The sequence below is a fragment of the Dietzia sp. Alg238-R159 genome (assembly GCF_900537145.1).
GTDB classification, from domain to species: Bacteria; Actinomycetota; Actinomycetes; order Mycobacteriales; family Mycobacteriaceae; genus Dietzia; species Dietzia kunjamensis.
This window is the reverse complement of the sequence record NZ_UNRI01000003.1, coordinates 187582-213276: the sequence shown is the minus strand read 5'-3', so window position 1 is coordinate 213276 and position 25695 is coordinate 187582. Positions and strand designations below refer to the sequence as shown.

Genomic DNA, 25695 nt, shown 5'->3' with positions numbered 1-25695 from the left:
TGTAGCGAGTCCACGGCGCCCCGTGGGGCAGCTACCCGGCCCGCATCACCAGCACGAGGTTGGACACCAGGACCTCCCTGACCAGCGGCACGCGCACCAGCCACCACGCCCACCGCGGGTGGTAGCGCGGGAACGCCGCGACCAGTTCGGCCGATCCGGTCTGGCGTGCCCAGTCGAGCCCCTCGGCGCAGCCCACCTCGAACAGGGACTCGCCGTAGACGTTCTTGGGCGGCCGGCCGTGGCGCCGCTCGTACATCCGCCGTGCCCGCTCGCCGCCGAGGTAGTGGGTCAGCCCCATCTCATGGCCGCCGAAGGGTCCGTACCAGAGCGTGTAGGAGACGACGACGAGGCCGCCCGGTCGCGTGACCCGGCACATCTCCTCGGCCATCGTCCAGGGCTCGGGGACGTGTTCGGCCACATTGGAGGAGATGCACACGTCGACGCAGTCCGATCGGATCGGCAGCGACATCCCGCTGCCGCGGATCGAGCCCGCCTGGTCCAGGCCCGCCGCCGACATCTCCCCCACGTCCGGTTCGACGGACACGTACCGCGCCCCCTCGGCGGCGTAGGCGTCGGAGAAATAGCCCGGCCCGCCGCCGACGTCCAGCACCGTCAGCCCCGGGAGGCGGCCGGTGTCGGACCCGGGGCCCCGCCCGGCCGGCCGGTCACCGGCGCGCTCCCACAGGTCCGCCACCAGTTCGACGGTGTCGCGGGCCAGACCGGAGTAGAAGACGTCCGGGTCGGACTGCTCGAGCGGGAACGAACGCAGCAATCCGAGCGACCGACCGAGGGTGGCGCGGCGGGCCACCGAGCGCAGGGCGGGCGAGCGGTGGACGGGATCGGTGATCACGGCGGTGACGATACCGGCGGCAGCGCTGACCACCCCGTCGGCGGTCCCGACGCCCGCGTACAGTGTCCGCGTGGCTCGTATCCTGCTGCTGTGCTGGCGCGACAGCACCCATCCCCAGGGCGGTGGCAGCGAACGCTACCTCGAGCACGTCGCGGACGGCCTTGCCGGCGCCGGGCACACCGTCGTCTACCGGACCTCGCGCTCACCGGGCGCGGCCCGCTCCGCCACCACCGGGGCCGGGGTGCGGTTCAGCCGGGCCGGCGGACGGTTCACCGTCTATCCGCGCGCGCTGCTGGCGATCCTGTTCGGCAGGATCGGGCTGGGGCCCCTCGGTGTCCTGCGGCGGCCCGACGTCGTCGTCGACACCCAGAACGGCGTCCCCTTCTTCTCCCGCCTGGCCACCACCGCGCCCGTGGTGGTGCTGGTCCACCACATCCACCGCGAGCAGTGGCCGGTGGCCGGGTGGCTGGTCGCGCGGATCGGCTGGTGGATCGAGTCGTGGCTGTCCCCGCGCGTGCACTCGCGCAGTCAGTACGTGACCGTGTCGCTCCCCTCGGCCGACGAGCTCGCCGGGCTCGGCGTGGACCCCGCGCGCATCGCCGTGGTGCGCAACGGACTCGACCCGCTCCCGGCGGACGTCGAGCCGGGCGGGCCGGCCGCGCACGAGGGCCCCGGCCCTGACACCGACACCGCCGCCCCGCGGCTGGTCGTGTTGTCCCGGCTGGTGCCGCACAAGCACGTCGAGGACGCCCTCGACGTGGTCGCCACCCTGCGCGCGAGCAGGCCCGGCCTGGTGCTGGACGTCATCGGCAGCGGCTGGTGGTCCGACCGACTGCGTGAGTACGCCGCCGAGCGCGGGCTCCTCGACCCGGACGGCCCGGACACCGGCGCGGTCCGGTTCCACGGGCACGTCGACGAGTCCACCAAGCACCGCATCCTCGCCGGGGCCACACTGCACCTCATGCCCTCCCGCAAGGAGGGCTGGGGCCTGGCGGTGTCCGAGGCCGCCCAGCACGGGGTGCCCACCGTCGGCTACCACCACGCCGCGGGACTACGGGACTCGATCGACGACGGCGAGACGGGCCTCCTCGTGGACGATGTCGCGGCCATGACCCTGGCCACCGATCGCCTCCTGGCGGACCCCGACCTGCGGGGACGCATGGGTGAGGCCGCCCGCCGCAAGGCTGTGGGACTGTCCTGGCCCGCCACCGGAGCGGCGATGGCGCAGGTCCTCCGGGCGGTCACCGAGGGCCGGCGCGTGAGCGGTGTGATCAGCGGCCGGGCCGGCTGACCGGACCTCCCGCGGCGTACGCGTCCCGGCGCGCCGTGGTGGTCGCGGTGGAGACGCTGGCAACGGCCACGGCGAGGGCGAGCGTGAGCAGCCACAGCGCGTGCGCCGCCAGCACCCATCCGCGGGCCGACGCCGGAGCCGCGGGCTCGGCGGTGGCCTCCCATCGGGCATCCGCCCCACCCGGCCCGTTCGGCGCGGCCAGCTCGTGCAGGACGAGTTCGGAGCCGGTGAACCTCGTCGTCGTCGACTCCGGCGGTGTCCCGGCCAGCGTCCGCGCCGCCCGCCCGCGCGGGCCGGCGGACGTGCGCTCGTCGAGCACCCACCGCACCCCCAGTCCGGCCAGGACGCTCGGATCGTCCCCTCGCAGCAGCGCCTCGGTGGCCCGCCTCGCGCGATCACCCTCGCCCGGCACCGCGGCCGCGTCGTCGCCGGCAGCCCCGCCGACGACCAGGTCTCCGGGCACCAGCACGCGGGTGTCGAGCAGTCGGGGCGCCGGATCGAGCACCGCCGCGCCGCCCGCCCACAACGGCGTCGAGCGGAAGGACCCCGCCGGCAGGACCAGCAGGTCACCGGGCCTCCCGTCGACGATCCGCGCCACCTGCTCCCAGTCCTGGCCGTAGGTGACCGGCCGCAGCTGGTCCCACAGGGCGCGCGGGGCGTCGGGGACGGCGGCGACGGCCACCGCCGTGAGCAGCAGGCCCGCCCCGGCCGGTCGGAGTCGCCCGGCCAGCTCGCGGGCGGCGAAGGCCAGCGCCAGCACGGTCGCCGGGAGCGCCAGTGCGACGAACTTCTGGGTGTCGCGCAGCAGACCCGCGCCGGGGACCGCGGCGACGACGGTCTCCAGCGCGGCCAGGCCCGGCCCCGTCGCGGCGGCCGCCACCAGCAGCCACGTCCCGACCGCCAGCGGTACCGTCGCCCGCACCACCGGATCGCGGCGCGCCCGCCACACCCCGCGCGCCGCCACCGCCCACACGACGAGCAGCAGCACGAGCGCCACGGCCGACCACCACGTGGCCCGCGACGGCGGCACCGCCTCCGAGTTCCAGATTCCGCCCAGGGCGACCACGGACCCGAAGGTGCCGATGCCGGGCTCGGCGCGGGCGGCGAACGCGCTCACGCCCGTGCCGGCGGTCGGCGCGGTGCCGGTCCCGGCCGGGGCGAGTGCGGTCGCGAGCAGCCACGGCAGCGCGGTGACCACGGCCGTGGCGACCAACGCCAGCGCTGCACAGACGCGCCGGCCCGGCCGCGCGGCGGGACCCGCACTATCACCGGCACTGTCACCGCCACCCGCACCGCCGCTGAACAGCGACACCGCCGCGGCGACGACCGCGAGGACCCAGCCCGTCGGCGTGAGCCCCGCCGCGGCCAGCGCCGCGCACGCCGCCGCCACCCGGCGCCGACCGGGCGCGCCACCGAGGGCGCCACCGAGGGCGCCGGAGGAGGCCAACAACACCGGCATCGACATCACCGCCGCCGTCCCGGCCAGCACGGACCAGTGCCCCTGCAGCAGCCGCTCCACCACGAACGGGTTCCACACCGCCCCCACCACGGCGGGCAGGCGCAGCCAGAGCCCGGACAGCCCCGCGGCCGCGTCGCCGGGCAGGACCCGGCGCACCAGCGCCCCCGCCGCCACCGCCAACCAGATGCAGAACACGGCGGTGAGAACGCCGGTCAGCGGCCACACCGGCAACCCCACCGCCTGCAGCGCGCGGGTCGCCCACACCACCGCCACGTCCTGGGGCACCGCCCGCGCCGCCGACTCCCCCAGCCCGAGCGCGGCGTCCGACAGGGGCGGTGTCGGCGTGGCCACCCAGTCCCTGAGCAGGGGGAACCCGGGCCGCGCCACCCCCGCCAGCAGCAGGGCGGTCACCACCGCCCCCACGGCCGCGTCCACCGCAGCGTCCCTCCCGGTGGATCGCAAGGTCACGCGACGGGAACCGACAGCGGACGACATGCGCTCATTCCACCACGCCCGCGCGCGGGGCCCGCCGCCACCGCGCGGCCGCGCCGCCGGCGGCCAGCCACCGGGCCACCGCGGCTGCCCCCTACGATTCCCGGTGTGGACCATCAGGCGCGCGAGGAGGCACCCGGCACCGCCACCAGGCGCTTCCTGACCGGCGCGGGGGCGGTGACGGCCGGGTCGATGCTGGCCAACATCGCCGCCTACCTGCTGCACCTACCGGCCTCCCGGTGGCTGGGGCCCGAGGGCTACGGCGCCTTCGCCGCCCTGCTCTCCGCGCAGCTGCTGGTCGCCGTTCCGTCACTGGCGTTGCAGGCGGTCGTCGCCCGCGACCACGTGCGCGGAGTACCGGACGGGGTCCTGCGCTCGCTCGGCAGACGGGTCGCGCTCCTGGTCGCGGTGGTCGCCGCACTGGCGGTCGTCCCGGTGTCGCTGCTGCTGGACACCCCCGTCCTGGCCACCGCCGCCGCGCTGGCCCCCGGCCCGGTGCTCTGTCTGCTCACCACCGAGCAGGGCGTGCTGCAGGGCGCCGAACGGTTCCGCGCCCTCGGAGGAGTGCTCGCCCTGGCCGGCGCCGGCAAGGTGGTGCCGGCCGTCGCGGTCCTCGCCGCGGGCGGGGGCGTGGGGCTCGCGCTCGCGGCCGGGGCCGTCGGCGTGACGGTGGCCTGGCTGGTGGCGGGGTGGATCTCGACACTCGGGCCCGGGGCGTGGCGACCGCCGACCGGGACCTCCTCGACCTCACCCGGCGTCGCGGCGGTGCTCGCGGCCGGTCAGGTGCAGCTCGTGATGATGGCCCTGACCTCCGTCGACCTGCTCCTCGCACGTGCCCTGCTGTCCCCGGGGGACGCCGGCCGCTACGCGCTCGGGGCGGTCGCCGCCAAGGCCGCGTTCTGGCTGCCCCAGGCCGTGGGCACCGTCCTCTACCCGCGGATGGCCGACCCGGCGGGGCACCGGGGCGCGGTCCGTTCCGCGGTGGGCGTCCTGCTGGGTATCGGGGCCGTCGTGGTGATCGGTGCCGCCGCGGCCGCCCCGCTCGTGCCGGTGGTCGTCGGCGAGGCCTACCGGCCGGTGGCCGGACTGCTGTGGGCGTTCGCCGCCCTGGGCGTGACACTGAGCGTGCTGCAGGCGTTCCTGCTGGCGAGCATCGCCTCCGACCGGACGGTGGAGGCCGCGATCGCCTGGTGCGGTCTGGTGCTCACCGCCGTCGCGGTGTGGTTCGCGCCCCGCGACGTCGAGGGCGTCCTGGGCGCGACGCTCGTCGCGGTCGCCCTCACCACGGTCGCCGCAGGCTGGCGGGCGCTGCGCGTGCGCCCCGCCTGAGGCGAGGGCGCCGAGCGGGCCGCGCCCTCGAGCCGAGCCACGTCGCCTATCCGTTGGCGACTCACCTACCGGATCCGCTAGGTGGCGCGTGATCCGATAGGCGAAGCGGCTGGCGAAGCGGCTGGCGGAGCGGGATCGTCGAGGCCGGCCGCGGGTTCGCAGCGCCCGATCCGAGGGACAGATCGCGGGAGCCGGGCGGCTGGTGTCCCCGACGGTCGCGCGGCGGTCGCGGTCGCGGTCGGCTGCGCGGCGGCTGCGCGGCGGTCGCGGGTCCGTCACCCAACGAGAAGAGCGTTCCGCACACTCCCACTCGGGTGATGTGTGCGGAACGCTCTTGTCGATGCTCCGGGTGCGGCCCCCGCTCCGGATAGGGCGAGCGGCCGCGGGGTCTGACAGGTCAGGCGCGGGTCCGGGTGGTCCGTCCGCCGGTGCCGCCGCGGCTCCCGCGCAGGCCCAGCACGATGCCACCGATCAGCGAGAGCAGGCCGAGGATGCCCAGCACCGCCGGGACGATACGACCGAACGTGTTGAGCGTGTCCGCGCTGTCCTGCGCCGCGGCCAGAGTGCTCTCCTGGGTCTCGTCGTTCCATCCGGACTGGAAGCGGACGGCCGTGCGGGTCGGCTCGGCTTTCTCCTCCTCCAGGCGGGCCTTGTCGGAGAAGAAGGCGTCGGCCTCGGCCTGGTCCTCGGCGAAGAACTGGAAGATGTCCTCCTTGCCGTTGATGATCTGGCCGGTGGCCGGGTTCACGTACACCGTGCGGGTGTTGGTGTAGAAGCGTCGCATGTCGACCGGGCGGTCGGGGTCACCCTCGAGGCCCCACTGGCCGGCGGTCATGCCCTCGCGGCGGTAGCTGGCGAGGATCGACTCGACGGCGGGGTCGTAGCCGTCGGAGATCGAGGCGAAGTGGTCGCGGATCGAGGACCACATGTCGATCGGGCCGAGCTCCTGGGTGAACTCGTAGGCCTCGATCCCACCGACGGACGTCTCGCCGACGAACTCGATCGGGTTGGTGGTGAAGGTGCTGGCGTCGAAGTAGTCGTAGGCCCGCTGCTCGGTGTCGAACGGGAACTTGTACTGCAGCCCTTCGCGGACGAAACCCGTGGGGGCGGTGTCGTCGGCGCCGCCCGCGACGACCTGCAGGGTGCTGGTGGCCTCGTCGACCGGCTGCGCCGTGACGCGGTCCAGCGTGATGCGGTCGATTGTGGCGTTGATCAGCGCCTCGACCTCGTCGCCGCCCGCGATGTCCTCGCGCAGCAGCGACTGGGCAGCCTGCAGGGTGATGACGTCGGCGTCCGACGGCTCGACGGCCATCACCCGACGCTGCGAGTACAGGGGGATGTCGTTGTCGATGAAGCACGAGACGGGGAACTGCACCTCGGAGTCGTCGGCCTCGGCGCCGTCCTGGGTCTCGACCGCCTCACCCTCGGGCGCGTCGCCCTCTCCCTCGTCCCCGGCCGCGGCCTCGGCCCCGTCCTCGGGACGGCACTCGGGCCGGTCCGCGTTGAGCTCGGTGGGCGCGTTGCCCGCCAGTGCCCTGCCCACGAGGACCGCCCCCGGCGCGACCTCGGTGACGGTTGTCGAGTTGATGTCCAGCGGGGTCTTCTTCTGCGCCGGCACCACGAAGAACACGAGCGCCAGTGCGATAGTGATCAAGAATGCGCCGAGCCCGACGAGGACCAGCGCGGGCACTGACGACCTCCGTCCCGCGGAACTGCTCTGTCGTGCCATCGGTTGTCCTCCTGGAGTCGCGCCCTCGGTCCGTGGTCACGCCCGGGTAACGTCCCCGGGTCGGCTGCCAGACCGGACCATCATCAGGAGAAGATTAACAGTGATGAAGAACGCATTTGGCACCCCCGACCACCGAGTCGGGACACTGCCCTCGGCGACGGGCTTCGTGCCGGCGCTCGAGGGGCTCCGTGCGGTCGCCGCGTTCGGCGTTCTCACCACCCATGTCGCGTTCCAGACCGGGGCCTCGACGGGGTCGTTCCTCAACCGCGTCTGGGGCCGATTCGACCTGTCCGTGGCCGTGTTCTTCGCTCTGTCGGGCTTCCTGCTGTGGCGCGCGCACGCTCTGCACGCACGCCGGGGAGGCACGGGGACCGCCCGGCCCGCCCGCGACTATCTGCGCTCCCGACTCGTCCGCATCATGCCCGCGTATCTCGTCCTGGTGGCCGCGGTGTTCCTGCTCATCCCCCGGAACACACGGAGCTCCGCCAGCACATGGACGTCCAACCTGACGCTCACCCAGGTGTACGTCCCGGACTCCCTCGTCGAGGGGCTCACGCACGCGTGGTCGCTGTCCGTGGAGATGAGCTTCTATCTGGTGCTGCCGTTGCTGTGGTGGGCGCTCGCGGGGCTGCGCGGGCGGGCGGCGCGGTGGCGCATCCCGGCGATCGCGGTCGCGGGGGTGGCGAGCCTGGGATGGGCGCTCGTGCCGTGGTACGAGCTGGGACTGCACGACCGGCTCAACGACCAGATCCTGCCGCCGGCGTTCGCGTCGTGGTTCGCGGCGGGGATGATCCTGGCCGAACTCGCCTGCGCCCCGCCCGGACGGGCGGCGACGCTGGCCCGCCACCGCCACGCACGGTGGGGGTGGTGGGCGGTCGCGGCCGCGGCGTTGCTGGTGAGCACGGTGCCGCAGTGGTTCACCGAGGGCTTCGTGCATCCGTCGGGCCCCGAGTTCGCGCTCCGCACGGCGCTCGGCGCCGTGGTGGCGTTCTGCCTCCTGGCCCCGGCCGCGCTCGCCCCGGCCGGCGCGCCGGCCGCGCTGGCCCCGGCCGGCGCGCCGTCCACCGCCCCCGCAGGCCCGAGCACCGCGGACGGCGGCGGGCTGCGCTTCGCCGTTCTCGGCTCGACCGTCCTCACAACCCTGGGCCGGTGGTCGTACGGCGTGTTCCTGTGGCACGTCCTGGTCCTGCACTTCGCGTTCCAGATCGCGGCGGTGCCCATGTTCTCCGGACAGATGCTGCGGATCTGGCTGGTGACCGCGGTGGTCTCGACGGTGGTCGCGGCTGCCAGCTACGCGCTGGTCGAGGTGCCGGCCGGACGCTGGCTGGCACCCCGGCGCGCGCCGCGCGGACGGCCAGCTGACGGCCAGCTGACGGCCAGCCCGGCGCAGACGAGCCCCGCCACCGTCGCGACCTGAGGCCCCCAGCCGTCACCGGCGTAGCCCAGCGGGTCCGGCCACGGGGCGCGGGACAGCACCGCGGCGCCGGCGACGATCCCCGCCCCGGCCCCCACGACGAGCAGGTGCCGGGCCCGCCCGGCTCCGAGGTACCGACTCGCCACCAGCGCACCCACGGTCAGCCCGGCGGTCACCCCCAGCCCGACCGGCCCGGCCACCGCGAACCCGAACGCGGCGGTCGCGGCGACCGTCAACGGTCCGCGCCCGCGCCACGGCGTGGCGCGGGCCCCCGCCCGGTCACGGCTACCGCGGACGAGGAACAGCAGCAGGACCAGCAGCAGCGCGAGCGGCCCGGTGAGCAGCGCCGCGCGGTACGGCGCGTCGAGCGGCACGGTGAGCACGAGGGTGGCGCCGGTGGTGGTGGCGGGCAGCACCCAGCCCTGCTTCCACCCGTCGACGGTGACCGGACGCGGGTCGGCCAGGTCGGTGCCGTCGTCGGCGACGAGCCGGGCCTGCCACGCGGGCGTGACGGATTCGGGGATCACCAGGACGCGTTCGCGCGGCGCGGACGGCACGCGCAGTTCGCGCCGCGAGTCGTCCCACAGCGCGGTGGCGACGGCCCGGGCGGGGTGCGGGGCACCGCCGAGGATCGGCGCGGGGCCGCCCCCGGTGCCTCCCGTGCGGCTCCCGGTTCCCGGGTCGACGACGACGAGGCCCACCGTGTCCACGGAGAACGCCTGACCCGGGTCCACCGAGACCTCCTGCGGTCCCGCGTCCAGCCGGACGGCGGAGTCGTCGCAGAGCTCGGCCGTGACCGCGCGGCCCTCGAGCAGAGCCCGTCGGCTGGCGGTGATCCGCGTGCCGACGACCCGGTCGCCGAGGTGCAGCTTCGGCCCGTCCCGGCAGGTCAGGGTGACGGGCTCGTCGTCGGCGGCGGGCAGCGCGCCGATGCGGGCGCCGGTGGGGTCCTGTACCCACACCTCGGCGATGCCGGTGGGCAGCCGCGCGCCGGTGGGACCGCGCACGTCCCGGGTGTCGTCGACGCGGACGGTGATCCGATCGGTGTGGTCGGCGGGGACGTCGACGACGACGGAGCCGTCCTCCTCCGGGGTGAGCGTGGCCAGGTCGACGCGGGTGCGTTGGACCCCGGTGTCGACGGTGATGACCTCGGGCGCGGCGGGGGCCGCGGAGCGGGGTGCCCAGAGGCGGAGCGAGCCGACGAGTTGACGACCGGGCAGGCTCAGGGCGAGCGACGGCGCGGGAACGTCCGGCGCGTGCCAGCTGGTGGAACGGTCGCCGTCGACGGCCGCCGACGGCCTGCCCGCGGGGTCGTCCACGAGCGACTCGCCCGTCGCGCGGACCTGCCGTGCGCGGGTGGCCGGGTCCCCGCGCAGGACGTCGTCGAGGGCGGGGCCGGGACGTGGGCGCACGAGCAGTCGCGGGATCACTGTCGTGGCGGCGGGGACGTCGAGCAGGCGGGCGAAGCGGCCCGGTTCCTCGGGGTCGATCGCCAGGCCGGGGGCGCACCTGGCGGCGCCGGTGGACTCCTCGGCCCCGGCGAGTCCCTCGACCGGGCTGCCGGCGTGGACGCAGTCCGAGCGGCCGGACAGTTCCTGGCGCAGCAGCCAGCCGGACGGCGCGCGGGAGTCCTCGGGCCGGCCGGGCAGGGCGATGGTCCGTAGCAGTGGGATGTCCTGGCCACCGGCGGTCAGTCCGATCTCGGAGACCTCGAGGTAGGTGCCGCGGCCGCCGTCGGCGAAGCCCGTGGCCGTCACCCGGACCCGCCCGGTGGGGCCGGGCGGCAGTGGCACGGAGGTCTGTTCGCCCACCGCGGGGAACACCGTCGTGGTTCCGGTGTCGGTGCGCACCTCCAGTCTGCTGACGGGCGGTCCGGCGGCGGGGTCCGGGACGGTCAGCGTCAGGACGCCGCGGTCGAGGGGCTCGGGCAGGTCGATCTCGATCCATTCACCGAACGCGGACCCGTACCCGCCGGATCGCCAGGCGGTGTCGGGATCACCGTCGACGGCGGCGGCGACGGAGTGCGCCGGCCGCACCGGTCCGGTCTGGGCCGAGTCGGCCGCCGAGGACGACACCGTGACCCGGGCGTCCCACCATCGGGCCCGCGTGAGAGCCGGGTCGTCCTCGGCGACGGTCGCCGGGTAGTCGGGGACCGTGCCGCGGCTGCGGCGGGGGTCGCCCTCGGCCCGGACGGCCGAGGAGTTGTGGTCGACCCGGCCGAAGTCGGTCTCGCGATCCGCCGGGGAGTCCGTCAAGACCGGGCCGGTGGAGTTCAGCGGCCGCGGCCGCGGGAACGGATCGGACGCCGGGTCGACGCCGGCGGCGAGCGCGTCGGCCTCGAGCAGGCGCGTGACCCGGGACGGCGAGCCGACGGTGTCCTGAGACGCCAGCAGGTCGTCCAACCGGGACAGTGATTCGGGCCCTCCGGCGACGACCTGGAGGTCGCGGAGTTCCACCGTGTACGGCGCGGTCGCCGAGCGGGGCGGTCCGGGCGGCGCCGCATCCGATCCCAGTCGTGAGTCGACCCGGTAGATCTCGATCGCCGGATAGGCCGGCTGCAGCCCGGAATCGGGCACCACGACCACCTCGTCGTCGTTCCTGGCCCCGTCGTCACCAACCCCGTCGTCACCAACCCCGTCGTCACCAACCCCGTCGTCACCGACCCGGGATCCCCCGACGGGGTCGCCGAACTCGGCGACCTTCACCAACCCGGGCGAGCCGTCGATCGCCTGGTGCACCAGCGCCGGGCGCGGCGCGGCGGCGTCCTCGGACAGGTCGTTGCGCACCACGAGGAAAGCGACGCCCAGCGACGCCAGTGTGGCGGCCATCCCGGGCGCGGCGCGGCCGTCGGCCAGTCGTTGCTGCACGGCGTCGAGGGCGCGGATCGCGGGGGCCGGCTGCAACGGCACGGAGTCGCGGACCGCCCACGGCGTCCGGGCCAACGGCTGCAGGGGTTCGTCCCGGGTGACCCCCCACACCTGGCGGGCGAACGACGCGCCGGGGACCACGAGCGCACGCGTGGTGCCGGCCGGGTCGGACTCCCCGTCCTCCCCGTCCTCCCCGTCCTCCCCGTCCTCGCTGTCCGCACCCGGCCGGTCCACCGGCGCGTTCTCCGACAGCCACCGCGCCGCGTCCGGCCAGTGGTCGGGCAGCGACTCATGCGCGCCGACCGGCGCGAGCCTGCCCAGCCACGCCGGGGCCACGGACACACCCGCGGCCAGCACGATCACCATCGCCACGGCCACCGACCGGTGGCGCTCCGGGTGCGCCAGCGCGTCCACCACGCGGACGCGGGGGGTCTCGCCCGGGGCGGCCCCGTCGCCGCCCCGGGCGAGTCCCGCGAGCAGACAGGACAGCAGGTGGGCGACGCCCAGTACCAGCGGCAACCGCAGTAGCGGCTCGAACTTGTGGACGTTGCGCAGCGCGGCGCCCGGGCCGTCGAGGACGGCGCGCAGGGTCTCGGCGAGGCCGCCACCGGCGGGCCCGACCCACGGCGCCGCCATCGCCACCAGGCCGACGGCGCCGATCACCAGCAGCCGGCCCCGTGCGGGCATCCCGCGCCACAGCAACCCCACGACGCCGGCCGCGGCGAGCACCCCGGTGGCCAGGACGAACACCGGCTCGCTCGTGAGGTCCGCGCCGGCGGTCCGGTCGGTCGACACGAACGGGACCCACGTCGAGGCGCCACGCAGCACCTCGGTCACCGAGGACCACCGGGTGGTGACCTGAGCCGACTCGATGTAGTCGAGGAACGGGGGCGAGACCCGGCCGAGCAGCACCAACGGCACCGCCCACCACACGCACACCGCCGCAGACAGCGGCAGCCACCACGCGGCGAGCCGCGCCCAGGTGCGGTCCGGACGGTGCAGGGCCCACCACAGCACCGCGGGCAGGCAGGCGGCCGCGGTGGCGACGGCGTTGACCGCACCCATCAGTGCCAACGCCAGCGCGGCACCTGCCCCGCCCCGGCGCGGCGACATCCGCCCCTGCAGTACCCGGATGACCGGCAGCAGCACCCAGGGCGCGAGGGCGACCGGCCAGATCTCCGACGAGATCGAGCCCAGGTCGCCGAGCATGCGCGGCGCGAGCGCGTAGAGGACCCCGGCCACGGCCCTGGTCTGCCGGGTGCCGATGCGCAGTGCGGCGGCCACGCGGACCACGCCGACGAAGGCGACGGTCAGCACGACGGCCCACCACAGGCGTTGGGTCAGCCAGGCCGGCATCCCCACCAGGTCGAAGACCGCGAAGAACGGGCCCTGCGGGAACAGGTATCCGTACGCCTGGTTCTGCACCTGGCCGGAGAAGGACAGCCCGGTCCACAGGTGGGTGGCCTGGGCGAGGAAGCGCCCGGGGTCCACGACGAGGTCGTACTTGGTGTCCGGGACGACCAGACCCGGGGACTGCAGGCACGCCAGCAGGAGAAAAGCGAGGAACGCGACGACCGCGTCACGCGCGCCGGCGCCGAATCGGGCCCCGCGGATCACCTACGCCGGCGTGAGGGATTGACGGCTGCGCGGGATCAGCGCGCGCCGTACTCGACCTGGCCGAGCAGGGCCTGGTCGGCCGGCGGCTGCGCGACCTCGGGGATGGAGTTCTCGGCCATGGCGGTGTTGACCCCGAAGGCGACGATGCCGCCGAGGACGATTCCGCCGACTGCGCTGGCGAGCGCTCCGGTACCGAAGCTCATCGGGTTCTCCCTGCGGTTCACGTGACAATGTCTGACGATGTCTCACGGCGGGTGCTGTGGAGCACACCGACGCCGGAAGAGTAGCACCCGCGGCCCGCCGGATCGGTGGAGCGGCTCCCATAAGTCCTTACCGGCGGGTAAGTTGGGTGTGGCACATGACACCGCGCCACACCAGACCGCACCACACCGCACCGCAGAGCGCCCGCCGGGAGGAGACCTGTGACGACGGGGACCAAACGCATCCCACGCGCGATCCGCGAGCAACAGATGCTCGATTCCGCGATCAGCGTGTTCTCCGATCTCGGCTACCGGTCGGCCTCGATGGACACCATCGCCCGCCACGCCAGCATCTCCAAGCCGATGCTGTACCTGTACTACGGCTCCAAGGAGGAACTGTTCGCCGCGTGCGTGGTCCGGGAGTCCGGGCGGCTCATCGACCACCTCACCGACGCCGCGACCGGCAGCGCCGGGCCACGGCGGAGACTCGAGGGCGTCGTCCAGGCGTTCCTGGAGTTCGTCGACCAGCACACGGACTCGTGGAACGTCGTCTACCGTCAGGCATTCGCCGAACCCCAGTTCCGTGAGGAGGTCGAGAAGACCCGGTCGGTCCTGGTGGATCTGACCACCGACCTCCTCGCGCAGAACTCCGTCGACGAGCGCAGCCGCGAGGTGCTCGAGGTCGTCGCGACCGCCCTCGTCGGGGCGGGCGAGGCGGTCGCCGACCGCGTCGCGCACCGCTCGATCCCCACGTCGGTGGCCGCCGGGGTCGTCGTCGAGCTCGCCTGGCGTGGCCTCGCGGGCGACCCAGCGAAGTCACTCACCACCGCCACAGAGGAGAAGCCGTGACCGACACGTCCACCGCCACCGCCCGCCGGTCCGAGGCCGCCCGGACCCTCAGCCCGGCCGACCTCGCCAAGGGCCTGCCCTCCCTGGTCGCCGACCTGCCGTCCGTCCTCAACGGTCTCCGCATCGTCCGCACCTCGCGCAGCAGCCACAAGGTGTCCATCGGCCGCCGCTTCCAGAAGCTCGCGGCCGACCGGCCCGACGCCCCCTTCCTGAAGTTCCTCGGCACCGAGATCACCTACGGGGAGGCCAACCGGCGGGCCAACCGCGTCGCCGAGGTGCTCAGGGCGCGCGGGGTCCAGCGGGGCGACACCGTCGGCATCTGCATGGTCAACCGCACCGAGGTCATGCTCGCGATCCTGGGTGCGGTCAAGGTCGGCGCGTCGGTGGGCCTGCTCAACCACCACCAGCGCGGCGAGGTCCTCGACCATTCGCAGAAGATCATCGAGTCCAAGGTCGTGCTCGTCGGCGCCGAGTGCGCCGAGGCCGTCCAGTCCGTCCCCCGGGAGAACTGGGTCGGCGAGCTCGTCGCCGTCAGCTCCCCGATCGACCTGCCCTTCCGCGAGTTCCGCGCGAACCACCGCCCGGAGGAGCTGTCCGACCTGACCTGGCTGGAGGACGAGCTCGACGCACTGGGCGACGACGTGGGTGACACCAACCCGCCGGAAGCCGACGACACCGTGGGGGACGAGACCGCCTACTACGTCTTCACCTCGGGCACGACGGGCCTGCCCAAGGCCTCGACGATGTCCCATTACCGCTGGAACAAGGCGATGGCCGGGTTCGGCCTGTCGGGCGTGCGCCTGCGCAAGGACGATGTCCTGCTCTGTCCGCTGCCGATGTACCACAACAACGCCCTCACGGTGGGCCTCGGCTGCGTGCTCGCCGCGGGTGCCTGCATGGCGATCGAGGAGCACTTCTCGGCGTCGAAGTTCTGGGACCAGGCCCGCGCGGCCGGCGCGACCGCGGCCATCTACATCGGCGAGATCTGCCGGTACCTGCTCAACCAGGATCCCGGCCCGGGCGACCGCGACCACTCCATCCGCGTCGTGACCGGCAACGGCCTGCGCCCGGAGATCTGGCACGAGTTCCAGGAGCGGTTCGGGATCAGTCGAATCTGCGAGTTCTACGCGGCCAGCGAGTGCAACATCGCGTTCGTCAACGCCTTCAACGTCCCACGGACCACCGGCTACTGCCCCATGGACTTCGCGATCGTCGACTACGACCCCGAGACGGGTGAGCCCCGCCGGGGCGACGACGGCCGTCTGACGAAGGTCGGCAAGGGCAAGACCGGCCTGCTGATCAGCGGGATCTCCGACTCCCAGCCCTTCGACGGCTACACCGACGCCGAGGCCACGGAGAAGAAGATCGTCCGCGACGCCTTCAGCGACGGTGACGCCTGGTTCGTCTCGGGCGACCTCATGCTCGACCAGGGACTCAAGCACGCGTCCTTCGTCGACCGCCTGGGCGACACCTTCCGCTGGAAGGGCGAGAACGTGGCCACCACCGAGGTCGAGGCCGCGGTCAGCTCCCTTCCCGAGGTGGACCAGGCCGTGGTCTACGGCGTGGCCGTCCCGGACGCCGACGGCAAGGCGGGAATGGCGGCGGTGCGTCTGCACGACAAGTCCGACTTCGACGGTGCGGCGATGGCGAAGCACCTGCGCGACTCGCTGCCCTCGTACGCGGTGCCCCTGTTCGTCCGGCTGTCCAAGGAACTCGAGCAGACCTCGACCTACAAGAGCCGCAAGAACGAATTACGTGATCAGGCGTTCGACACCTCGAAGTTCGATGACCCGCTCTACGTGTTGTCCAAGGAGAACGGGTACGTCCCGTTCTACGATGGCGCGGAGAACGACGTCGTCGCCGGCACCGTCTGAGTCCCCCCGCCCGACCCGGCCGGCGCCCCCTACCAGGAGGTCCAGCCGCCGCATGCCCAGTAGTCGCATGCCCAGCCGCCGAACGTCGCGCCGCGCCCGGCCCGACCTGTCCCGCCGCTCGCTGTTGATCGGCCTCTCGGCCGGCCTCGGCGGGGCGGCGGGGTGGGCCCTGACGTCGATGATCGGGGCGGGTGACGACGACGAGGGGTCCGGTTCCGGCCAGGATGCGGACTCGGTGGGGCCGCGCCCGTACGTGCCGCCCGAGGGAGCCGTCCCGGTGACCGAGCCCCGCCGCCACTACTACGCCGATCCGGGCGACACCGACGGCCAGACGTTCGGCGACCTGTACCTACCCGACTCCGCGAACCCGGCGTTGCCGGTGGTGGTGCTGGTCCACGGCGGGGGGTGGAAGGACTCGCTCGGCCTGGCGTACATGGAGAACCATGCACGCGACCTGGCGTCCTTCGACGTGGCGGTGTGGAACGTCGAGTACCGGCGGGTGGACTCCGGCGGCGGCTGGCCCACCACCGTGGCGGACGTCTGCGATGCCGTCGACCACCTCGCCGAGGTGTCCGCGCAGCTCGACGGTCGGTTGGATCTACGCCGGGTGGTGGTGGCCGGGCACTCCTCCGGCGGTCATCTCGCGCTGTGGGTCGCGGGGCGGGCGCGGTTGCCGTCCTCGCTGCCCGGGTCCCGGCCGGTCGTGCCGGTCACCGGCTGCGTCTCCCTGGCCGGGGTGTCGGACCTGCTCATGGCCGAGCGCACGGGCGACCGGTACGTCCACAGGCTCCTCGGTGGCCGCCCGGACGATCGCCGCCAGCGCTACGTCGACGCGTCCCCGGCCACGCATCTTCCCGCCGGGATTCCGGTGGTGTGCGTCCACGGCCGCGACGACAAGGTGGTCCTGCCCGAGCAGTCCGAGTCGTATGTCCGGGCGGCCCGCCGCGCCGGCGACCCGGCCCGGGTCTCGCTGGTCCCCGGCGGGCACGACCCGTGGGGCGACATCAGCGGCACCGTGTGGCACGACACCCGCGACACGCTGCTGGCCATGGCCCGCCGCAGCCCCAACCCGGCGGGTTAGCTCCAGCCGGTGTCCACGCGGATCCGTTCGAGCCGCCGGTAGGCGATCAGCCACTGGCCGTCCACCTTCCGGTACCGCTCGTGGTAGTGCCCCCAGCCGTGGAGCCGCCGTTCACGGCCGTCGACCGACCACCACAACCGGTCCTCCATCGCCCAGATGCCGGTGGCCGTGGGCTCACCGGTGGTCGGGTCCGGGCCCGTCAGCTCCAGCAGCGGCGTGTGCCCGTGATGGACGCTCGTCACCGGGTTCGGACCGTCGAGGGTGTCGCGGATCGCGGCGGTGAGCGCCTCGCGCCCGCGCACCTCGGCAGCGCCGCCGCTCGCCGCCCACGACTCGCTGACCACATCCTCGGTGTGGCACGGTCCGTAGGCGTCCCACTGTTTGGTGTCCATGACGTACAGGCGCCGGGCGAAGACCGCCCGGATCGCCTCGAGGTCCTCCACCGCGCTCCCGTCGTGCAGCCGGCTCAAGTCGTGTAATCAGCGTTGATCGAGATGTATTCGCGACTCAGGTCGCAGCCGTAGACGGTGCAGGCCCCGTCGGCCACGCCGGCGCCGCTCTCCACACCCAGGTCGACGGCGATGGTGACCTCCTCGGCCCGCATGATCTCAGTGAGCCGCGCGAGCTCGGCCTCGCCGGGGAAGGCGGGGTAGGTCTCGAGGTCGCCAAAGACGATGCGCACCCGCTCGGGGTCGATGTCCGTGTCGTCGTGGCACTTGCCGATCGCCATGGCGACCCGTCCCCAGTTGGGGTCGGCGCCGTGGACGGCGGTCTTGACCAGCGGGGAGTTGAGGATCGCCTTGGCCACCCGCTTGGCCTGGGCCCGGTCCCGCGCGCCCGTGACCTCGACCGTGAGGAGTTTGGTGGCGCCCTCGCCGTCGCGCGCGAGCTGGCGGGTCAGGTCGAGGCAGATCGCCTCGAACGCCGCACGCAGTTCGACCTCGCCGACAGGGTCGCCCGCGCCGCTGGCCAGGGCGATCGCGGTGTCCGAGGTCGAGGTGTCGGTGTCGACGGACAGGCAGTTGAAGGTCTCGTCCACCGCGGCCCTGAACGCGGAGTCCAGCACCCCCGGCTCCACCGCGGCATCGGTGAACAGCACCGCGATCATCGTGGCCATGTCCGGTTCGACCATTCCGACGCCCTTGGCGATGCCCACGATCTCGGCGGTGCCGCCCGTCGTCGTCGTCACCTCCACCCGCGCCGTCTTGGGATGGGTGTCCGTGGTCATCATCGCGGTGGCCAGCGCGACCGCGTCGGCATCGAACCCGGCACCGGCCAGGCCGTCGAGGTGCGTGCGCAGGAGGTCCATCGGGTACCGCCGGCCGATGACGCCGGTGGAGGCGATGAGCATCTCCTCCGGCGCCGCCCCCACGGCGGCGGCCGCGTGATCGAGCACCTCGCGCGCGTCGGCCATGCCCTGTTCGCCGGTGGCGACGTTGGCGTTCTTGGCCACGACCACCACGCCGCGCGCCCGACCGCTCGCAGCATTGGCGCGGCTGAGCACGACCGACGGTCCGGCGAAGAGGGACCGGGTGAACACTGCCGACGAGGCCGGGGAGGGACCGTCGTTGACGACGACGAAGACGTCATCCCCGCGCTCACGCAGTCCCGCGGCACCCGAGTGGGCGCGAAAGCCCGGCGGGAGCGGGATCGTCCGGGCGGCGACGGTGGCGTTCGGCGGAGTCATGGTGACCATTCTCCCCCGCCGGGGTCCGCCGGCGGTATGCGACCGCCCGTGTCGGGCCGGGGCGCCTGCTGAAGCCCGAGGTATTTCAGTAATGTGACCCAACTAACACGAGAAAAATGGGGAGCCCCCTTATCTGCATTGATAAGAAAGTGTGCGACCGGAACACCGGGCGAAAACCTCCCCGGAGGTAGTAATTCCGCGGGTGCTGCGTAACGTCCTCCAGCGGATTCGGGATGTACATCACGAGTCCGAAAGCAGGACTGCACCACGAGAGCAGCGCACCCTCGCGCCGCCCACAGACGAAAGGGGTCTCTCATGATCGAGAGCATCTTCACCGGTTTCCTCAACTTCTTCAACAGCCTGATCGGCACCGGCTCCGACGCCGCCGAGGGCTTCGTCAGCACCGGCTCCGCCGCCGCCGACGGTGTCTACGGCACCGTCACCGGCTCGCTCGGCAACGTCGTGGGCGCGCTCTGAGCTGAGTGACGCTGGACCCACGAGGTCCTAGTCACTTTCAACGCCGGCATTCTCTTTCGAGGATGCCGGCGTTGTGCATTTACCAGCCCCTTCTTCTCCCGCCTCCGGGCTTTTCCGGAAAGGCGCAGCACGCCTTTCAGGGCTGAATGTGGCGTAGATCACATTAAACCGCGAACCCGGGCCGGCCAGCGTAAGTAAAAGACATTCCCCGTGGACCGCCCGCGATTGGCACTGAACCGGGTGAATCCCGCTGCAGCTCTACGTAGCGTCCGAAGGTGAGTTCCCGATGAGCCCCGAGCTCGCCGGGAACCACGCACACCGATCGACGCACCAGGCGTCGCATCCCCCGACGAAAGGACCACATCATGGGTTCCATCGAGACTTTCCTCCCCGGCCTCGCCACCGGCTCCGACGCCGTTAACACCGGCTCCGACGTCGTCGACGCCGGCGCAGGCATCATCGCCGAGGTGCTCACCACCATCGGTGGCTTCGTCGCGCAGGCCACCGGCTCGCTGACCAACTGAGCCGACGCGCCTGACGGCGCCTCGCCCGGGCCCGGCTGCGGTCGGCCCGAGCGCACAGTGAGACCGGCCCCCGCTCCGGCGGGGGCCGGTTTCCGCATTTCCGCAACCCGTTCTGTCGCGACCCGTTTCGTCCACACGCGCCGGTACCGTGGAGCCATGGAACTCGACCTGACCCGCCACGTCGCCGCCGGCCCCGACACCGTGTGGGCCGAGCTCACCGACATCCCCGAGGCGCACCGCACGCTCAGTGGCGTGCTGGCGGTCGAGATCCTCACCTCCGGCCCGTACCAGCCCGGTCTGCGCTGGCGTGAGACGCGCAAGATGTTCGGCATGAAGGCGACCGAGGAGATGATGGTGCTGGCCGTCGAGCCGCCACACTCCACCACCATCGTCGCCGAGAGCGGCGGCACCGAGTACAAGACCGTCTTCACGATCACCCCGGACGCCGACGGCGGTTCGACCCTTCGGATGCGGTTCGGTGCACACACCGCTCACGCCCCCGCGGTCTCCCGGGTCGTGATGTCCGTGATGGGCCGGTTCGCGGAGAAGTCGACCCGCAGGACGATGGAGCAGGACCTGGCGGACATCGCCGCCGAGGCCGAGCGGCGGGCCGGGTGACCCGCACCCGGCCGGGCGCCGATCAGCCCCGCAGCGCCACCGCCCGGTCCCACAGGTCCGCGACGACCTCCGACGCCGGCCGATCGGCGTAGGCGTCGGCCGCCCGCCAGCGCGACCCCGCCCACAGCGGCGGCACCTCGGAGTCCCCGGCCTGCGCGGCGGCCTTGCGCATGGCCCCGGTGAGCAGGTGCAGATGCGGGTACGCCGGGGGCGCGGCCGCATCGAACTCTTCCACGAAACCGTTGACGAGCGCCCGGGCGTAGCGGCCGGTGTAGCAGCGGGTCGGCCGGGACTCGGTGAACCCGGGGTCGGCCAGCGCGCTCCTGTGCAGGTCGCTCGTGCCGGCCTCCGGGGTGCGCAGCAGGACGGTGCCCAGCTGCACACCGTCCGCCCCGGCGTCGAGCACGGCGACCACGTCCTCCGGCGTGCTGATCCCGCCGGCGGCGACGAACTGCGTCTCCGGCAGCGCCTCACGCACCGCCCGCACCAGCGCCACTGTGGTGATGCCGTCGGGCTCCTCCCCCACCGTCGTGGTGGAACGGTGGCCTCCGGCCTCGGCACTCTGCACCGACAGCCAGTCCGCCCCCGCCTCGACCGCCCGGCGTGCGTCGGCGACCCCGGCCACCGTGACGACCACGGCCGACCCCGACTCCTGCAGAGCCCGGACCATGCCGGGATCCGGGATCCCGAAGGTGAAGGAGACCACCGGGACCGGGTCGGCCACCAGCGCCGCGAGGCTGGCGTCCTGGTCGAAGTCGGTGAACTCCGGCTCCTCCGGGAGCGTGACCCCCAGCCGTCGTGCGACCGGCCCGATCGCCGCCGCGTACCCCGCCACCGCGTCCGGTCCACCCGCCGCCGACAGGGCTGCGTCGGAGTCGTCGCGGTCCACGAGGAAGACGTTCACCCCGAACGGCGCGTCCGTCAGTTCACGCACACGCGCGATCTCCGCGCGGAGGCCGGCGGCGTCGAGGTACCCCGAACCGATCATCGCGAGCCCGCCCGCCTCGCCGACCGCGGCGATGAGTTCCGGTGTCGTGGGTCCGCCCGCCATCGGCGCACCGATCACGGGACGCCGCAGGTGGGACGGCAGGAGACGGGGCCGGACGTGGCGGGTGTCGTCGTGGGTCATGCCCCCGACGCTACGCCTGGCGGCACCGCCCGGCGTCGGGTCACCGCATAGACCGCGCCGCCGACGACGAAGACGACGACGCCCCCGATCACCGACTGCCAGGGCAGACTCCCGGCGACCACCACGCACCCGATCGCACCCAGCACCGGCACCCAGGCCGGCAGTCGCCGGCGTCGCCGATCGAGGCGCAGTGCGGCGGTGTTCGCCACGAGGTAGTAGATCAGCACCGCGAAGGAGGAGAACCCGATCGCCTGACGGACGTCCGCGACCAGCACGATCGCGGCCACCAGCACGCCCACGCAGAGCTCGGCGACGTACGGCGTCCGCGTGGTGGGGTGCACGGCCGCGAGCGGCGCGGGCAGGTGCCGGTCGCGAGCCATCGCCATCGCCGTTCGGGATACGCCGAGCACCCCGCCGAGCAACGCCCCGAGGGCCGCGATCCCGGCGGCGACCCGGACCACCGACGCGAGCACCCCGCCACCGTCTCCTGCGCCACCGTCTCCTGCGCCACCGCCTCCCGCACCGCCGATCTGCGCGGCCGCGTCGAGCACCGGCGCGGCGCTCGCGGCCACTCCCCCCACCCCGAGCACGTGCACCGTGGCGGCCAGCACCGCCGCGTAGACCCCGATGACCACGGTGATCGCCACGACGACCGCGCGGGGGATCGTGCGGGCGGGGTCACGCACCTCCTCGGAGAGGGTGGCGATGCGGGCGTATCCGGCGAAGGCGAAGAAGCAGAACCCCGCGCCCCCGAGGACCCCGAGGACCCGGGCGGGCCACGCCTCACCGTCGACGGCGGGCGGTGGCGCCACCGGGCCGGCACTCACGGGCCCCGTGACCCACGCCATCGCGACGAACACCGCCAGAACCGCCAGCACGATTCCGACCAGAACCTTCGACGCGGTGGCCGTGCGCTGCACGCCGAGCACCGACAGGATCGTCAGCGCGAGCACCGCCGCGGCTGCGACGAGGTCGGCGTGCCCGGGCCAGATGTACAGGCCGACGGTGAGGGCCATCGCCGCGCAGGACGCGGTCTTGCCCACCACGAAACCCCAGCCGGCGAGGAACCCCGGCAGCGGCCCGAGGAGTTCGCGCCCGTAGACGTACGTCCCTCCCGCCGAGGGGAACTGCGCCGCCAGCCGGGCCGACGACAACGCGTTGCACACGGCCACCACCGCGGCCACCGCGAGCGAGACCCACACCAGCGAGCCGGCGCGGGCCGCGGCGGGCGCGAAGGCCACGAACACGCCGGCCCCGACCATCGCTCCGAGGCCCACCATGACGGCGTCGGACAGGCCCAGTCTGCGGTCGAGACTCGATGTCACCGCCCCACCATGACAAACCCGCGTGGACGGCAGATGAACGCGGCACGCGGGCCCCGCGCGTAGTCGGCTCGCCCGCCGGTCCGGATACATTGGGAGGCGTGTCCCTCACCCGCCGGCTCCGCGTGATGGCCGCCGTCCTCATCACCGGACTGGCGATGAGCGGGTGCTCGGACGACGAACCCGTGGACCCGGCCCCCGTCAGCGCTGCGGCCACCCCGGCAGCGACAGCGGCTGGCGCTGCGCCGCCCGCGCCACCGGCGCCGCCACCTGCACCGCCGTGCGAGTCGCCCCTGGATTCACTGAGCCAGCGGGAGCGGATCGCGCAACTGTTCACCGTCGGCGTGAGTTCGATGGCAGACGCCCGGCAGGCGGTCGAGCAACACAAGATCGGGGGGATCTTCCTCGGTGGCGGCGTCGTCGGCGAGGTGGTCTCGGGCGACGCGCTCGCCCGTCTCCAGCAGGACTCTCCCCTCCCGCTGCTGGTCGCGATCGACGAGGAGGGCGGCCGCGTGTCCCGCATCGCCCCCTACGCCGGCCCGCTGCCGTCCGCCCGGGTCATGGCGGCCACCATGAGTCCGGAGCAGGTCCGGTCGGCGGCCCGCGCGCGCGGCGAGTTCCTGCGCGGGATGGGCGTGACCGTCGACTTCGCCCCCTCGGTCGACGTGTCCGCGCAACCGGACGGCGCCGTGATCGGGGACCGCTCCTTCTCCCCCGATCCGGCCCGCGTGGTGCGCTATGCCCGCGCGTTCGCGACCGGACTGCAGGACGCCGGTGTGGCCCCGGTCTTCAAACACTTCCCCGGCCACGGCCGCTCCTCCGGCGACAGCCACCACCAGTCGGTGACCGTGCCACCCCTGGACCAGCTCGTGCCCCACGACCTGCACCCGTTCGCCGAACTCGCCGGGACCCCCGGCGCCGGCATGATGCTGGGCCACCAGCAGGTGCCCGGACTGACCGGGGTGGACCGTCCGGCCTCGCTCTCACCGGCGGCGTACCGACTCCTGCGGGAGGGCCACGGTTACGGGGCGCAACAGTTCGACGGACCGATCTTCACCGACGACCTGTCCGGCATGCGCGCGGTCACCGACGCCTTCCCGCTGCCCCGGGCGGTCGCCGAGTCGCTCATCGCCGGCGCGGACTCCCCGCTGTGGATCACCACGGCCGGGATCGGCGAGGCGTTGGACGCCGTCGAACAGGCACTGGCCAATGGCGCCCTGAGCAGACAGGCCCTCGACCGCTCCCTGATGCGCATGGCGGCACTGCGCGGGATCCCCGGCTGCGTGGGCGGCCCCGCCACCGGGCAGGTCGAGGGCGCCGCCGCACTGTCCGCACCGATCCCCGACCTCCCCGCCCGCGCCGGACTGCCCGCATTGCCGGGGCCACCCGGCTGACCGGTCAGCCCGCGCCCTCCAGAGTCGTCGCGCCCCCGGTCCACACGCCCGAGGATCCGCGACGGTGCGAATCCACCAGGTGGGTGTCGACCACCCCGATGGCCTCCATCAGCGCGAAGACGGTCACCGGTCCCACGAAGCTGAATCCGCGTCGTTTGAGCTCCTTGGCGAGCGCCTCCGATTCCGGCGAGCGGCTGGGTACCTCGTCCGCGGTCCGCGGCTGCGGGGTGGTCTCCGGCCGGTACGACCAGATCAGCTCCCCGAGCCCACCCTCGGACCGCAGGGCTACCACGGCACGCGCATTGGCGATGGCGGCGTCGATCTTCCGGCGGTTGCGCACGATCCGCTCGTCGGCCATGAGCCGGGCCACGTCGTCCTCGGTGAAGGCGGCGACGGCGTCCGGGGAGAACCCCGCGAACGCCTCCCGGAAGGCCGGGCGCTTGCGCAGGATCGTCACCCAGCTGAGCCCGGACTGGAATCCCTCGAGGACCAGCCGCTCGAACAGTCCGGCCTCGTCCCGGACGGGCACGCCCCACTCGGTGTCGTAATACTCCCGCAGCAGGGGGTCCCGCGCCGCCCAGGGAGGTCGCCTCAGCCCGTCCTCGCAGAGCACCGTGCCGGCGGTCGGGGCAGTGGGGTTCGCGGCATCGGCGGGGGTCGGGGCGGCGGCGGAGTCGTCGTCCTGGGTCTGGGACTGTGCGTGGGACTGTGCCTGGGTCTGGGTCTGCATGAGGTCTCCCGGGTTCATCGGACCACCCGTGTGGCGGTCGCCCGCCACCCTAGGACCGCGCTACGACAGCACGCCCGTGAGCTGGACGATCCGCACCAGAGCCAGGACCAGCAGCGCCACACCCACCACGAGGGTGAGCACGCGCCCGGCCACGCGGCCGTACGACAGGAACCGGTCGATCCGGCGGGTGGCCGCGGTGATCCCGCCCGACCGGACCCGCGCCAGGGCGACGATCAACCCGGCACTGGGCAGGATCGCGATGATCGCGAAAAACAGGATCTGCAGCAGCTTGGACCACCACGGGGTCTCGGCGAAGGAGATGAGCACCATCCCCGCGGCGAACGGCGCCGACGTCCCGGACTGGATGACGCCCAGGGCGACACCCGTGGCCATGATCCCGAACTTCTGCAGGATGTTCTGCGTCAGCGGCGCCTCGACGCTCTCCTCCTTGGCCTCGGCGGGCTGCCGCAACCCCATGACCGTGATGACGAGGCCGACCACGCCGAGCGCGACCATCGCCCACAGGTTGTAGAACAGGCTGCGGACGAACTCCTGGTTGTTGCCGATCACCCACACCGAGATCAGCGAGAGCAGCACGATGCCGCAGAACGCGCCGCCGGTGAACCGTGCGGCCCGCGGCGCGAACGCGACCCCGCGTCCGGCAGAGGTCAGCCACAGGCCCGCGATGACGGCGAAGGCCAGGAGGTTGAGCGAATCGATCGCCGCGAAACCCAGCAGGCTGAGGTAGTACTGCACCGGACA

20 protein-coding genes and 1 pseudogene are annotated in these 25695 nt (G+C 73.5%); 10 read left to right on the top strand and 11 right to left on the bottom strand.

The features are described from left to right. Positions 1–31 precede the first annotated feature (31 nt). Positions 32–850: a class I SAM-dependent methyltransferase gene (locus G6R20_RS09475; protein ID WP_096907448.1), complete on the bottom strand. Its 819-nt coding sequence runs from the start codon at positions 848–850 to the stop codon at positions 32–34. 70 nt (positions 851–920) lie between these two features. Between G6R20_RS09475 and G6R20_RS09470 the strand changes: the two genes are divergently transcribed. Then, entirely contained in the window at positions 921–2141 is a 1221-nt protein-coding gene (locus G6R20_RS09470; RefSeq protein ID WP_163376235.1) for a glycosyltransferase family 4 protein, read from the top strand. On the opposite strand, the gene G6R20_RS09465 is transcribed toward G6R20_RS09470, so the two are convergent. Continuing rightward, positions 2122–4095, bottom strand: coding sequence for a hypothetical protein (locus tag G6R20_RS09465; protein ID WP_163376234.1), 1974 nt, complete (start codon positions 4093–4095; stop codon positions 2122–2124). The genes G6R20_RS09470 and G6R20_RS09465 overlap by 20 nt on opposite strands. Before the next feature lie 105 nt (positions 4096–4200). Here G6R20_RS09465 and G6R20_RS09460 point away from each other — a divergent pair, with 105 nt between their 5' ends. Further along, positions 4201–5421 (top strand): polysaccharide biosynthesis protein, encoded by a 1221-nt coding sequence (locus tag G6R20_RS09460; RefSeq protein WP_163376233.1) that lies wholly within the window; start codon positions 4201–4203, stop codon positions 5419–5421. A gap of 397 nt (positions 5422–5818) precedes the next feature. Here G6R20_RS09460 and G6R20_RS09455 read toward each other — a convergent pair whose 3' ends face one another. Next, the gene (locus G6R20_RS09455) at positions 5819–7111 is read right to left on the bottom strand and encodes a DUF3068 domain-containing protein (RefSeq protein ID WP_240341366.1); all 1293 of its coding nucleotides are present in this window, start codon (positions 7109–7111) and stop codon (positions 5819–5821) included. A gap of 142 nt (positions 7112–7253) precedes the next feature. On the opposite strand from G6R20_RS09455, the gene G6R20_RS09450 reads away from it, so the two are divergent. Then, the gene (locus G6R20_RS09450) at positions 7254–8567 is read left to right on the top strand and encodes an acyltransferase (RefSeq protein WP_163376231.1); all 1314 of its coding nucleotides are present in this window, start codon (positions 7254–7256) and stop codon (positions 8565–8567) included. A gap of 2165 nt (positions 8568–10732) precedes the next feature. On the opposite strand, the pseudogene G6R20_RS18705 reads toward G6R20_RS09450, so the two are convergent. Together G6R20_RS18705 and G6R20_RS09440 are read right to left on the bottom strand one after the other, a co-directional pair. Next, a pseudogene (locus G6R20_RS18705) lies at positions 10733–13048 on the bottom strand (DUF3367 domain-containing protein); the annotation flags it as partial. A 35-nt stretch (positions 13049–13083) separates the two neighbouring features. Then, entirely contained in the window at positions 13084–13251 is a 168-nt protein-coding gene (locus G6R20_RS09440; protein ID WP_082923887.1) for a DUF2613 domain-containing protein, read from the bottom strand. Positions 13252–13470: 219 nt separating this feature from the next. Between G6R20_RS09440 and G6R20_RS09435 the strand changes: the two genes are divergently transcribed. The 3 genes from G6R20_RS09435 to G6R20_RS09425 are packed head-to-tail and all read left to right on the top strand — an operon-like array spanning position 13471 to position 17052. Further along, positions 13471–14097: a TetR/AcrR family transcriptional regulator gene (locus G6R20_RS09435; protein ID WP_082923886.1), complete on the top strand. Its 627-nt coding sequence runs from the start codon at positions 13471–13473 to the stop codon at positions 14095–14097. Continuing rightward, a complete protein-coding gene (locus G6R20_RS09430; RefSeq protein ID WP_163376230.1) occupies positions 14094–15971 on the top strand; it encodes a long-chain-acyl-CoA synthetase in 1878 nt (625 codons plus the stop codon). The genes G6R20_RS09435 and G6R20_RS09430 overlap by 4 nt, the downstream gene beginning before the upstream one ends. A gap of 52 nt (positions 15972–16023) precedes the next feature. Next, positions 16024–17052 (top strand): alpha/beta hydrolase, encoded by a 1029-nt coding sequence (locus G6R20_RS09425; protein WP_163376229.1) that lies wholly within the window; start codon positions 16024–16026, stop codon positions 17050–17052. Here the strand turns inward: G6R20_RS09425 and G6R20_RS09420 are convergent. Both G6R20_RS09420 and argJ read right to left on the bottom strand, forming a co-directional pair. After that, on the bottom strand, positions 17049–17522 hold the full coding sequence (locus G6R20_RS09420; protein ID WP_154831062.1) for a nuclear transport factor 2 family protein: 474 nt from the start codon (positions 17520–17522) through the stop codon (positions 17049–17051). The genes G6R20_RS09425 and G6R20_RS09420 overlap by 4 nt on opposite strands. After that, a complete protein-coding gene (argJ, locus tag G6R20_RS09415; RefSeq protein ID WP_163376228.1) occupies positions 17519–18739 on the bottom strand; it encodes a bifunctional glutamate N-acetyltransferase/amino-acid acetyltransferase ArgJ in 1221 nt (406 codons plus the stop codon). The genes G6R20_RS09420 and argJ overlap by 4 nt, the downstream gene beginning before the upstream one ends. 315 nt (positions 18740–19054) lie before the next feature. Between argJ and G6R20_RS09410 the strand changes: the two genes are divergently transcribed. The 3 genes from G6R20_RS09410 to G6R20_RS09405 all read left to right on the top strand — a co-directional run bounded on the left by G6R20_RS09410 (position 19055) and on the right by G6R20_RS09405 (position 20358). Then, complete coding sequence (locus tag G6R20_RS09410; RefSeq protein ID WP_156523569.1) at positions 19055–19216, top strand: hypothetical protein; 162 nt, start codon at positions 19055–19057, stop codon at positions 19214–19216. A gap of 365 nt (positions 19217–19581) precedes the next feature. After that, positions 19582–19740 carry a hypothetical protein gene (locus G6R20_RS18490; protein WP_205475809.1) on the top strand — a complete coding sequence of 53 codons (159 nt, stop codon included), beginning with the start codon at positions 19582–19584 and terminating at the stop codon, positions 19738–19740. Between the two features lie 156 nt (positions 19741–19896). Then, on the top strand, positions 19897–20358 hold the full coding sequence (locus G6R20_RS09405; protein ID WP_163376227.1) for an SRPBCC family protein: 462 nt from the start codon (positions 19897–19899) through the stop codon (positions 20356–20358). A gap of 22 nt (positions 20359–20380) precedes the next feature. Here the strand turns inward: G6R20_RS09405 and G6R20_RS09400 are convergent, their stop codons facing one another. Next, positions 20381–21487 carry a nitronate monooxygenase gene (locus G6R20_RS09400; protein WP_163376226.1) on the bottom strand — a complete coding sequence of 369 codons (1107 nt, stop codon included), beginning with the start codon at positions 21485–21487 and terminating at the stop codon, positions 20381–20383. Next, positions 21484–22812 carry an APC family permease gene (locus G6R20_RS09395; RefSeq protein ID WP_240341365.1) on the bottom strand — a complete coding sequence of 443 codons (1329 nt, stop codon included), beginning with the start codon at positions 22810–22812 and terminating at the stop codon, positions 21484–21486. The genes G6R20_RS09400 and G6R20_RS09395 overlap by 4 nt, the downstream gene beginning before the upstream one ends. Before the next feature lie 98 nt (positions 22813–22910). Between G6R20_RS09395 and G6R20_RS09390 the strand changes: the two genes are divergently transcribed. Further along, positions 22911–24203 carry a glycoside hydrolase family 3 N-terminal domain-containing protein gene (locus tag G6R20_RS09390; RefSeq protein WP_132062870.1) on the top strand — a complete coding sequence of 431 codons (1293 nt, stop codon included), beginning with the start codon at positions 22911–22913 and terminating at the stop codon, positions 24201–24203. Between the two features lie 4 nt (positions 24204–24207). Here G6R20_RS09390 and G6R20_RS09385 read toward each other — a convergent pair whose 3' ends face one another. Both G6R20_RS09385 and G6R20_RS09380 read right to left on the bottom strand, forming a co-directional pair. Further along, on the bottom strand, positions 24208–24933 hold the full coding sequence (locus G6R20_RS09385) for a DNA-3-methyladenine glycosylase I (protein ID WP_227022190.1): 726 nt from the start codon (positions 24931–24933) through the stop codon (positions 24208–24210). A gap of 60 nt (positions 24934–24993) precedes the next feature. Further along, the gene (locus G6R20_RS09380) at positions 24994–25689 is read right to left on the bottom strand and encodes a hypothetical protein (RefSeq protein WP_069390142.1); all 696 of its coding nucleotides are present in this window, start codon (positions 25687–25689) and stop codon (positions 24994–24996) included. Between the last annotated feature and the right edge of the window lie 6 nt (positions 25690–25695).